Genomic DNA, 1,640 nt, shown 5'->3' on the forward strand with positions numbered 1-1,640 from the left:
ATGGTGCGCTGTCACGGCGCGCCGGCATGGTGCGCTGCCACGGCGCGCCGGCATGGTGCGGCGTCACGGCGCGGCGCCACGGCGCGCTGCCACGGTGCGGCGGCGGTGTACCGCCACGGTGCGGCGGCATGGTGCGCCGCTATGGCGCGGTGGCATGGTGCGGCAAGGCCTTTCCCCTCGTGTGCGATGGGCTCGCGCGGCTCAGTCGCCGGTTCGGCTCGCGGGCGGCGGTTCATCCGGGCGCGTGCGGTGGCTGCGCGCGGCGGGCGCGTGTGGGCGCGTGGTGGCTGCGCACAGTGGGCGCGTGTGGGCGGGTGTGGGACGCGCGGAGCGCAAAAGAAAACGGGCCGGTCCGTGGGGGGGGAGACGGACCGGCCCGAGGGGGGCGTCACGGTGCGGCGGCATGGTGTGGCGTCACGGCGCGCTGCCACGGCGCTGCGGCCCGGTGCGGTGTCACCCGCTCGGGCGTCCGCGTGGCACGAATGGTGTCCGGCCGCGCGCGCCCCGGCGGCGCGCGGGCTGTGATGGGCTGCGGGGCACGGCGGTCGTGCCCGCCCTCCGCTGCCTCACGGGCGCGGGAGGCCACCCGAGCCACCGGCCGAAGGAGCCCAGCCCATGCGCCGCACCGTCCGTGCCCTGTGCGCCACCGCCCTCGCCACCGTCGCCCTGGGCGCCGCCGCGCCGGCCGCATCCGCGGAGGTCAGCCCACTCCCTGTGGCCTCCGGCGACCCGCTCGCCGGACCGACCTCCGAGAGCGTCGTACCCGACAAGGACCGCTGGGCGGACGTGAGCGCCGCACCCGACAAGGACGGCGGGACGTGGGGGGCCACGCCTGACAAGGACGCCGGGACCTCCAAGGGCGCCGCGCCCGACGAGGGCGGCGGGACGCACGAGGGCGGCGGGACCTCCGAAGGTGCCGGTGTGCCCGACGAGGGCGGTGTCCCCGACAAAGGAGGCGTGCCCGACAAGGCCGACGAGACCTCCGAGAGTGGCGAGACCTCCGAGAGTGGCGTGCCCGACAAGGGCGACGGTGCGTACGAGGGCGACGTACCCGAGGAGGGCGGCGAGACCTCCTGGGGAGGAACGGGCGACGCGACCGGCCCGGCCTCCGAGTGGGGCGGGGACGGCGCCTGCCCGTCGGCGGCCGGCGGCCAGGAGAAGAAGTGGGGCGCCTCGTGCGAGGAGTCGTCCCCTGACAGCTCCCACGAACCGGCGGTCGAGAACGGTGTGCAGGCGGGCGAGGGCGGCGCTTTCACCGACTCTCCCGCCGCCCTCGCCGCCGGCGGCCTCCTGATCGCGGGCGCGCTGGGCGCCGCGGTCCAGCGGCTGCTCCGCAGGGGGTCGTCCTGGAACGGCTGAGTTGGCGACGCAGGACGCTGGGTACTCGGAGCACAGGGGCACAACCGGCACCGTGGGGACCAGGCGGACCACGGATCACTGCGTGGAGGCGGACATGCGGCGGACGGATCCGGAAGGCCACGGTCCTGTTCGCTACGGCCCACCGCTTCCCGGCCACGGCCTGCCCGTGCTGCCGGGACTGGCCGCGGCCGCGGCCGGCGCGCACACCGAACCGACCGGCGGCGGTCGGCGCCTCCTGGACGCGGCCCGCGCCTACTGGGACCGGCGCGGCCTGCCCACGG

1 protein-coding gene and 1 pseudogene are annotated in these 1,640 nt (G+C 77.1%); both read left to right on the forward strand.

Features of this window, described 5'->3' with window-relative positions:
• Window positions 1-615 precede the first annotated feature (615 nt).
• Window positions 616-1,359, forward strand: coding sequence for a hypothetical protein (locus tag FE633_RS46855; protein ID WP_138051250.1), 744 nt, complete (start codon window positions 616-618; stop codon window positions 1,357-1,359).
• 94 nt (window positions 1,360-1,453) lie between these two features.
• A pseudogene (locus tag FE633_RS46860) lies at window positions 1,454-1,640 on the forward strand (pyridoxal phosphate-dependent aminotransferase); the annotation flags it as partial.

It is taken from the genome of Streptomyces montanus (assembly GCF_005786655.1).
GTDB lineage: Bacteria > Actinomycetota > Actinomycetes > Streptomycetales > Streptomycetaceae > Streptomyces > Streptomyces sporangiiformans.

Excerpts from the sequence above, each read along its gene's own strand:
- FE633_RS46855 (WP_138051250.1), top strand. The coding sequence starts at position 616 with ATGCGCCGCACCGTCCGTGCCCTGTGCGCCACCGCCCTCGCCACCGTC.